We start from the raw sequence: 5,614 nt of genomic DNA, 5'->3' as shown, positions 1-5,614 counted from the left end.
CCGCGGTCGGCCCAGCGCGCCGCCCGCGCCGCCGTACGCGCCCGGCAGCGCGGCGACCACGCGCTCGCCGCGGAGCTCTCCTTCCTCGCTGCCCAGCGCACCTCGCACGACAACAGCGAACTGCTCACCGAACGGGCCCTGACCGCCGTACACGACGCCGCCCACTACGGCGACCTCCCCCGCGGCCGGGCCGCCGCCCGTCTCGTCCTGGCCCACGACACCACCCCCGAACAGCGCGTCGAGACCCTCATCACCCTGATCGACGCCAGCGGCCGACACCTGCACGGTGCGGACGAACTGTTCGCCCACGCACTCCACACTGCGGCCGGACGACCCGGCCTCACCGCGCAGATCCTCATCCGCCAATCCATCTGGGCCAACGTCAACGAGGGCGACCCTCACCGGGCGTGCATCCTGGCCGGCCAGGCCACCGCCCTCGCCGAGACCGCAGGCGACATCACCGCCACCGTCATGGCCCTCACGATGCAGGCCCGTCTTCAACGCGTCCTCGGCCACGCCGACGCCGAGACCACGCTCGACCGTGCCCTGTCCCTGCCCCGCGCCGCCTCCGTCCCGGTCAACGGCACACCTCAGCACCTCGCCGCCCGGCACGCCCTCTTCGACGACCACCCGGACGAGGCCCGCACCGCACTGCTACCCCTGCTCGTCGAAGCCGAGCGGACGGGAGACGCCGAGGCGACCGTGGACATCCTGCGCAGCCTCGCCGAGGCCGAACTCCGCGCCGGACGCTGCGCCAGAGCGCTCCACCACGCCGACCGTGCCCAGGCCCTGACCGACGGGACCGCGCTGTCGTCCGCACCGGCCTGCTACACCTCCGCCCTCGTCGAGGGCACCGCCCGGCGTACCGACCTCGCCCTCGCCCACGCCCGCCGCGGCGCCGAAACCGCACGGCAGGAGGAAAACAAGGTCTTCCTCTCCCGCAACCTCTTCGCCCTCGGCCACCTCCTCCTGACCACCGGCCGCCCCAAGGAAGCCCTGGAGGTCCTGGAAGAGGTCCGCTCACTGGAAGAGCTCCAGCAGGTCGGTGATCCGTCCGTCCTGCGCTGGCATCCCGAACTCGCCGAGACCTTCGTCGCCCTCGGCCGCCTCGACCAGGCACAGAGCCTGCTGGACGACACCCGCCGCACCGCGGACGAACTCGGCAGGGACGCGGCCCTCCCTCCGCTCGAACGCACCCAGGCGCTCCTGGACGCCGCCCGCGGCCACTACGACACCGCGGCCCGGCGCCTCACCGACGCGGCCGACCGCCTCCGCCACCTCCCCCTCGAACGGGGCCGGACCCTGCTGGCGCTCAGCCACACCGAACGACGCGGACGCCGCCGCGCCAGCGCCCGCATCGCCGCGCAAAGCGCCGCCGACCTCTTCACCGCCCACCAAGCACACCCGTGGGCCGAAACCGCCACACACACCCTCCGCCGGCTGGAAGCCGTCCCCACAGGTGGAGACGCCCACCCTCGCCTCACCTCCGCCGAGCAGCGCTGCGCCGAACTCGCCGCCGCCGGAGCGAGCAACCGCGACATCGCCACCACCCTCACCGTCAGCATCAAGACGGTCGAAGCGACGCTCACCCGCGTCTACCGGAAACTCGGCCTGCACTCACGCATCCAGCTGGCACACACCGTCACACCAGCACGGGAGTGACGCGCCCGTACGGCTGCGGGGCCGCCAGGTTCGGCCGGGTACCGGGCGACGACGTCGGGCCCGCACCACGGATCGAGTCCGCCGTCGGCGGGCGGACGGCTTCCGAGCATCGGCACGACGCCGTTTCGGGGCTACGGGGTGCCGGCTTGCGCGGTCGCGCGGGTCCAGGTGTTCATGATGATGAAGGTCTTGGTGCCCTCCACCATGCCGGTCCGGCGTACGGCGTTGATCACCTGCTGAAGATGCTTCACATCCCGGACCCGGAGCCTGAGCAGGGCGTCGGAGGTACCGGCGATGCTGTGGCTCTCCTCGATCTCCGGGATGCTCTCGGAGATGCCCTGGATCTCGTCACTGTCGGTCGCGCCGAGCAGGCGGATCTCGATGAACGCCTGAAGCATGCCCGCCCGGCTGTCCTCGATGACCGCGGTGTACCCGCGGATCACGCCCTCCCTCTCCTGTCTCTTATTCGATGCGGCGGGCGCACGGAGCCGCCGAGAGTCCCACAGCACGCGCGATCTCAGACACGGGCGCTCGCCCGTCCTTGCGAAGGATGTTCAGTATGTGACGGTCGATCGCATCCACGGCCAACTCCCCGAATCATGCGCGCCACGCACGAGTCGCGCGCCGAAAGCCCCCCTGCTCCTTGCAGATCGAGTGAACCACGCTCGACATATGCGTGATGATGCCCGGCCTGTCGCCTGGGGACCGTCGCCCTGTCATCGTCGTGGTGTCCGGGTGATCCCCGGCAGGAGGCCCGCACCGGCCAACCCCTACGGCGCGGACTCCGACCAGGTGACAGGTGCGCGGGTATCCCCAGCACCCCGCGGTCGGCCCCACATCCTGGGGCCGACCGGGTACCGAGCAAGACCCACCAGCAGCGATCACCGCGCGGGGACCCGTCCATTCCGCCTCCCCGCGTCGCGGCGAGCTCGCTGTGGACCCGGGGGAGCTGACCGAGGCCGTCCGCACACGCCCACGGTGTGCGTCCTGGACACCGGAATAGCCCAAAAGCATCTGCTGCTGAAGCCGGCACTGCAGCAACGCGCCTACAGTGAGCTTCCCGGCAGAGCCCCGGCTGACCGAAATTCCGGCCAGACTCACCAAACCCCACCCCCTCGTGGCCGCCCTCCAACAACGGCCACAACCCATGGGGCTCACCAAATCCATCCAAGGCCGAGCCCTGCGCATCGTCCAGGCCCTCATCATCGCCACCGAATCACAAGGCCATAAGGCAGCACTCGGAATTACGCAAGGCGCTCCCCCACCCCACCGTCGCCGCAGCGCACCACCGCACTTCACCATCACCACCCAAGGCGAAAGCGTCGGATTCCTCCTCCGTCAAGAACAGGATCGCAGCGAACGCATCCCTACCGACAAGGAACTCGCCGAAATCGCACAAGAAGTCGACCTCCGCAGCAAAGCCGCAGAACACGCACGCCTTGCAGACCAGCAGGCCAGGGAAGCCCAGCAGAGGCGCCGGGAAACCGCCATGGAAGAAGCGCGCACCGCATACGCCTACGCCTATCGCGTCAAGCACCTCGAAGAACAAGCACACGCCTGGCACCAGACCAAGCGCCTGACCGAATACGTCACCGCAGTACGCGACCACGCCACATCGCTGCCACCCGGACAGGAATGGACAGAGATCGAGGCGTGGCTCGCCTTCGCGGACGCCCGGCTCCAGCACCTCACCGAGTCCGCCGCAGCGCCGAAGCTGCCCTCCCCACCCAACCCCAGCGGCGACGACCTCAAGCCCTTCCTCGGCCACTGGAGCCCCTACGGACCCCGTTCCTACTGAGCCTCAAACCGGGCCATATCGAGCACGACTTCACCAAGAGGCGGTAAAGAAGGAACCCCTTCAAGCCGTACTCGACACACCGTCACCTGCAGAAACGAGCGCCTGACAGCCCATCAGGACGTGCGTCAAACGTGCGTCAGAAGGGCCCAACGTGCGTCGAATATGCGTCAGGATATCGCCCGTAACGCCCACAGCGCACATAACGCACACTCGGCGAAACAGCAGGTCAGACACCCTTTGCGGCAGGCTCAAGGATCGCCACGCACTCCACATGATGCGTCATCGAGAAACATTAATCGGCACAGTGCGCAATGCTCGCCGCGCCGCAAATGAGGGCAACACAGCCGAACATCACCGGTTAGCCAAACCGGCGTTTCTGCAGACGATTGTTGTCCACCGTTTGCCCAGAGCACCACTGCGGATCAGTTCCAACAGAAGAGACTGACCGCTTCTGCGCAGGCAGAACCCCACAGTTCTCCACCTGCGGGCCGCGTCGCTTGTCGCCGACCGCCTTCTGTATCCCTTTGGTGCTCCACACCCCCGGAGATCCACCGCCCTTGCCCACCGAACCGATAGCAGACTACACAGACAGTCAGACACACACACAGAATGAGGGCGGTGCCCCTTTCGTCCGAGATGACAACCAGTGGTCTCTCCTGGCCAATGCCTGGTATTCGACGCGCGACCTCGCCGCCTGCCTACGTGTAGACACCTCGACGCTGCGCCGTTGGCGCACAGCTCAGCCTCCCCAGGGCCCGCCGTTCGTCTCCGTTTCGGAACGCGTCATCATGTATAGCGCGGTCGACGTTGAGGAATGGCTGCGTCGCCACCGGACCGTCCCGCGCCGAGACGCATGATGGCCGACAAGGCCATTGTGCCGGTCGGTGTCCGACTCACCACCGACATCGAGTACCGGCCTGATCGTCCCAACCCGTACCGCGCGCGAGTCCGCTGGTTCGATCCGGCTTCCAAGCGGCGTCTGTCCCTGTCGGAGGGGAAGGCGGACGAGGATGAAGCACAGGAGTGGCTCCAGTCCATCATCGAAGCGGCTGAGGCAGGGCTGTCCCCGTCGCTCGCCACCATGAAGCTCGCCGAATACGGCAACGCGAACATGGACCTCGCTCTGCGCGGCTTGGAGTTGAAAACACTCGACCCCTACCTGTCAGGCTGGCGGATGCGTGTCGTGCCCGCCCTGGGCCACGTCCCGGTCCGGATGATCACCAATGGCGTTGTCGACCGCACCGTGCAGAACTGGATCGCCGACGAGCTCAGCCGCTCAACGGTCAAAAACACCATCGCCGTCCTGGTCCGCGTCATGGAGCAGGCAGTCCGCGACGGCATCATCAAGGTCAACCCCGCCCGAGTCACCGGGTGGCAGAAGCTCTACAAGCAGGCCGAGGACGAACTCCTCGACCCACGCGCGCTCGCCCTGCCCGACTGGGAAACACTCCTCGCACTCTCCGACGCGCTCGTGGCCGCCTCCCACGACGGGTACCGCGGCTGGGGAGACGTGGTCATTTTCGCCGCGTGCACCGCCGCACGGATCGGAGAGATCTCAGGCTGCCGCGTCGGAGACATCGACACCACACAGTGGATCTGGACCGTGCGGCGTCAGACCACACCCGCGCCCGGCGGGCTGACCGACAAGGGCACCAAGGGCAAGCGGGCCCGCAAGGTTCCTATCGTCGAGGAGATCCGCCCCCTCGTCGCCCAGCGCATCCTGTCCGCCGGCCTCAATCCGGACGCGCGCCTGTTCACGGGCCCGCGCGGCGGACGTATCTCCACCGCCGTCCTGCGCGACGCCACACACTGGGACGACGTGGTCACCAAGCTCGGCTACGAGCATCTGCGCCGCCACGACCTCCGCCACACGGGACTGACCTGGTTCGCCGACGCCGGGGTCCAAGTGCACGTCCTCCGCGAAATCGCCGGCCACGGTTCACTGACCACCACCCAGCGCTATCTACACCCGGACGTCCACAAGATCACGGCCGCCGGGACGGCGCTCTCGGCCCACTTCAACGTGCTGCGCGCACCACGCTCACTGCCGAGCCCCATCGTCATGACCCGCTGACCCGCTGACCCGGTCAAGGGGGCCGGACCTCCATCTGGTCCCCAACTGGTCCCCAAAAATGATCAAGGGCCGGTTTCGGA

The 5,614-nt window shown here is 68.0% G+C and carries 6 protein-coding genes; 4 read left to right on the top strand and 2 right to left on the bottom strand.

All coding sequences use genetic code 11. From position 1 onward, the window contains the following. Positions 1-1,662 (top strand): LuxR family transcriptional regulator (locus tag IH13_RS0129010; RefSeq protein WP_234433429.1); only part of this gene is annotated, 1,662 nt, incomplete at its 5' end. A gap of 131 nt (positions 1,663-1,793) precedes the next feature. On the opposite strand, the gene IH13_RS38755 is transcribed toward IH13_RS0129010, so the two are convergent. Together IH13_RS38755 and IH13_RS46235 are read right to left on the bottom strand one after the other, a co-directional pair. Continuing rightward, on the bottom strand, positions 1,794-2,105 hold the full coding sequence (locus tag IH13_RS38755) for an Lrp/AsnC family transcriptional regulator (protein ID WP_082317750.1): 312 nt from the start codon (positions 2,103-2,105) through the stop codon (positions 1,794-1,796). A gap of 19 nt (positions 2,106-2,124) precedes the next feature. Continuing rightward, positions 2,125-2,187, bottom strand: coding sequence for an AsnC family transcriptional regulator (locus tag IH13_RS46235; RefSeq protein WP_420713408.1), 63 nt, complete (start codon positions 2,185-2,187; stop codon positions 2,125-2,127). Positions 2,188-2,809: 622 nt separating this feature from the next. On the opposite strand from IH13_RS46235, the gene IH13_RS45105 reads away from it, so the two are divergent. From IH13_RS45105 to IH13_RS0128990, 3 genes are all read left to right on the top strand, one after another. Next, a complete protein-coding gene (locus tag IH13_RS45105; RefSeq protein ID WP_234433428.1) occupies positions 2,810-3,460 on the top strand; it encodes a hypothetical protein in 651 nt (216 codons plus the stop codon). 527 nt (positions 3,461-3,987) lie between these two features. Beyond that, the gene (locus IH13_RS45100) at positions 3,988-4,317 is read left to right on the top strand and encodes a helix-turn-helix domain-containing protein (protein WP_234433430.1); all 330 of its coding nucleotides are present in this window, start codon (positions 3,988-3,990) and stop codon (positions 4,315-4,317) included. Continuing rightward, positions 4,317-5,534 carry a tyrosine-type recombinase/integrase gene (locus IH13_RS0128990; protein ID WP_031088983.1) on the top strand — a complete coding sequence of 406 codons (1,218 nt, stop codon included), beginning with the start codon at positions 4,317-4,319 and terminating at the stop codon, positions 5,532-5,534. Before IH13_RS45100 ends, IH13_RS0128990 begins: the two co-directional genes overlap by 1 nt. Positions 5,535-5,614 lie beyond the last annotated feature (80 nt).

It is taken from the genome of Streptomyces sp. NRRL WC-3549 (assembly GCF_000721935.1).
Taxonomy (GTDB): Bacteria; Actinomycetota; Actinomycetes; order Streptomycetales; family Streptomycetaceae; genus Streptomyces.
This window is presented reverse-complemented; position numbering and strand designations above follow the sequence as displayed.

What these genes read in the sequence shown, in the direction of transcription:
- IH13_RS45105 (WP_234433428.1), top strand. Translation starts at nt 2,810, where the DNA reads ATGGGGCTCACCAAATCCATCCAAGGCCGAGCCCTGCGCATCGTCCAG.
- IH13_RS0128990 (WP_031088983.1), top strand. Translation starts at nt 4,317, where the DNA reads ATGGCCGACAAGGCCATTGTGCCGGTCGGTGTCCGACTCACCACCGAC.